This is a genomic window from Xenophilus sp., from assembly GCF_044462705.1.
In the GTDB taxonomy this organism is placed as follows: domain Bacteria; phylum Pseudomonadota; class Gammaproteobacteria; order Burkholderiales; family Burkholderiaceae_C; genus Xenophilus; species Xenophilus azovorans.
Genome location: NZ_JBIQNC010000358.1, coordinates 1 through 2,381, shown reverse-complemented (window position 1 = coordinate 2,381; position 2,381 = coordinate 1). Strand labels below are relative to the sequence as shown.

Below are 2,381 nucleotides of genomic sequence, written 5' to 3'. Positions count from 1 at the left end.
TACTCGTACCCGCGCGGATTGCCCTGCTGCCAGCGCCAGGCGTCGGCGCACATCTGCTCCAGCCCGCGGCGGGCCTGCCAGCCGAGCACACGCCCGGCCAACGCCGGGTCGGCCCAGTAGGCCGGCACGTCGCCGGGGCGGCGCGGGCCGATCTCGTAGGCGATCTTCCGGCCGCTGGCCGTCTCGAAGGCCTTCACCACGTCCAGCACCGACGCGCCTGCGCCGGTGCCCAGGTTCAGCGTCAGCAGGCCGGGCGCTTCCTGCGCCTTGCGCAGCGCCGCGACGTGGCCCTCGGCCAGGTCCATCACGTGCACGTAGTCGCGCACGCCGGTGCCGTCGGCGGTGGGGTAGTCGCCGCCGTGCACCACCAGCTTGTCGCGCAGGCCCACGGCCACCTGGCAGACGAAGGGCATCAGGTTGTTGGGCTTGCCCTGCGGGTGCTCGCCGATCAGGCCGCTCTCGTGCGCGCCGACCGGGTTGAAGTAGCGCAGCAGCACGATGCGCCATTCGGGCGAAGCCTGCTGCCAGTCGGCCAGCGTCTCCTCCACGATGCGCTTGGAGCGGCCGTAGGGGTTGGCCGGCCGGCAGGGCGCGTCTTCCGGAATGGGCGAGCGCTCCGGGTCGCCGTACACCGTGGCGGAGGAGGAGAACACCAGCGTGCGCACGCCCGCCGCCTCCATCGCCTGCGCCAGCACCCAGGTGCCGTGCACGTTGTTCTCGTAGTAGCCGATGGGGTCGGCCACCGAGTCGCCCACCGCCTTCAGCCCCGCAAAATGGATGACGCCGGCGATGCGCTCCTCGGCGAAGATGCGGTCCAGCAGCGCGCGCTCGCGCACGTCGCCCTCGATCCAGCGCGGCGCGCGGCCGGTGATGCGGGCCAGGCGGTCGACCACGCGGATGTCGCTGTTGCCCAGGTTGTCCAGGATCAGCGGCTCGTAGCCCGCCTGCGCGAGTGCCACGCAGGTGTGGCTGCCGATGAAGCCGGCACCGCCGGTCACAAGAATGGTGTGGGTCATGGAGTCTCGGTGGAGCCTGCGGCCGGCCCGGATGCGGCGTATTGTCCACGTCTGCCCTGCTGCGCCCGGCGCGTGCGGCTGGGTAGGTGCCCACTCCGCAACATTCGTGGCAGAATCAATTTTTTACAAATTGCCTCCGTTTCATGCCAGACGACGAGATCCTCGATACGGCCTCGGACTCCGCCGATTCTGCGGCGGGCACGGCCGGGCCGGCGCAGGCGCCGGTGCGCAAGCGTCCCCGGCCGGGCGAGCGCCGGGTGCAGATCCTGCAGGCGCTGGCCGCGATGCTGGAGCAGCCCGGCACCGAGCGCGTGACCACCGCCGCCCTGGCCGCCCGCCTGGAGGTGAGCGAGGCCGCGCTGTACCGCCACTTCGCCAGCAAGGCGCAGATGTTCGAGGGTCTGATCGACTTCATCGAGCAGAGCGTGTTCACGCTGGTCAACCAGATCACCGAGCGTGACGCGCCGGCGCGCGAACAGGCGGCCCAGATCGTGGGCGTGCTGCTGCAGTTCGCCGAGAAGAACCCCGGCATGACCCGCGTGATGGCCGGCGACGCGCTGGTGTTCGAGAACGAGCGCCTGCAACAGCGCATGAACCAGTTCTTCGACAAGATCGAGGCGCAGCTGCGCCAGGTGCTGCGTAGCCTGCCCGGCGATACCGAGCCGAGCGACACGCCGACGGTCGATGCCCAGATGCGCGCCGCAGTGCTCACCGCCTTCGCGATGGGGCGCATGCAGCGCTATGCCCGCTCCGGCTTCCGGCACCTCCCGTCCGAACACCTGGAGGCGCTGCTGGCGCTGCTGCTGCGCTGAGCGCGGCAGCCGGACGGCAGACAAAAAGGCGCCCGTGGGCGCCTTTTTGTCCTTCATGGGCGCGGCCCTACAGCCCCAGGGCCTTGGCGACGCCGGCGCCGTAGGCCGGATCGGCCTTGGTGCAGTTCTCGATGTGGCGGCGCTTGACGAACTCCGGCGCGTCGCCCATGGCGCGCGCGGTGTTGTCGAACAGCACCTGCTGCTGCGCCGGGCTCATCAGCCGGAACAGGTCGCCGGGCTGCTTGTAGTAGTCGGCGTCGTCCTCGCGGAAGTTCCACCAGTCGGCGTTGCCGTTGATCTTCAGCGGCGGTTCGCGGAACTGCGGCTGCTCCTGCCACTGGCTGAAGCTGTTGGGCTCGTAGTGGGGCAGGCTGCCGTAGTTGCCGTCCATGCGGCCGTAGCCGTCGCGGTGGTTGCTGTGGACCGGGCAGCGCGCGGCGTTGACCGGGATCTGGTGGTAGTTCACGCCCAGGCGGTAGCGCTGCGCGTCGGCATAGTTGAACAGGCGCGCCTGCAGCATCTTGTCGGGCGAGACGCCGATGCCCGGCACCAG

Annotated in this window: 3 protein-coding genes; 1 reads left to right on the top strand and 2 read right to left on the bottom strand. The window is 70.3% G+C overall.

What is annotated here, in order from left to right; all coding sequences use genetic code 11:
- Positions 1-1,016: UDP-glucose 4-epimerase GalE (gene galE / locus ACIY1X_RS26105; protein ID WP_399686501.1), on the bottom strand; the 1,016-nt coding region annotated here is incomplete at its 3' end.
- A 143-nt stretch (positions 1,017-1,159) separates the two neighbouring features.
- On the opposite strand from galE, the gene slmA reads away from it, so the two are divergent.
- Positions 1,160-1,828: a nucleoid occlusion factor SlmA gene (gene slmA, locus ACIY1X_RS26100; protein ID WP_399686499.1), complete on the top strand. Its 669-nt coding sequence runs from the start codon at positions 1,160-1,162 to the stop codon at positions 1,826-1,828.
- Positions 1,829-1,895: 67 nt separating this feature from the next.
- On the opposite strand, the gene ACIY1X_RS26095 is transcribed toward slmA, so the two are convergent.
- Positions 1,896-2,381: catalase (locus tag ACIY1X_RS26095; protein ID WP_399686496.1), on the bottom strand; the 486-nt coding region annotated here is incomplete at its 5' end.